This is a genomic window from Rhizobium ecuadorense, from assembly GCF_001187535.1.
Lineage (GTDB): Bacteria > Pseudomonadota > Alphaproteobacteria > Rhizobiales > Rhizobiaceae > Rhizobium > Rhizobium ecuadorense.
On sequence record NZ_LFIO01001171.1, the window covers coordinates 1 to 216 of the forward strand.

Below are 216 nucleotides of genomic sequence, written 5' to 3' on the forward strand. Positions count from 1 at the left end.
GGATACGAAGCACGCCTCCTACCTCGCGAGGATATGCGCGGACTTGTCGTCGCTTGGCTACAGGGTGGACGTCGTGACCGTCGACGCGTCCGATTTCGGTCTTCCGCAGGACCGCACACGCATCGTCATTGTCGGTCTTCGAAACGACGTGGAAGGTTTGTTCATTCCACCGCGGCCAGCTCCGCCTCTGCAGGGCTACGTCTCCGACGTTCTGGG

Annotated in this window: 1 protein-coding gene; it reads left to right on the forward strand. The window is 61.6% G+C overall.

Annotated features, from left to right (window positions below; genetic code table 11):
* Nucleotides 1-216 (forward strand): DNA cytosine methyltransferase (locus AF337_RS46555; RefSeq protein ID WP_193393655.1); only part of this gene is annotated, 216 nt, incomplete at both ends.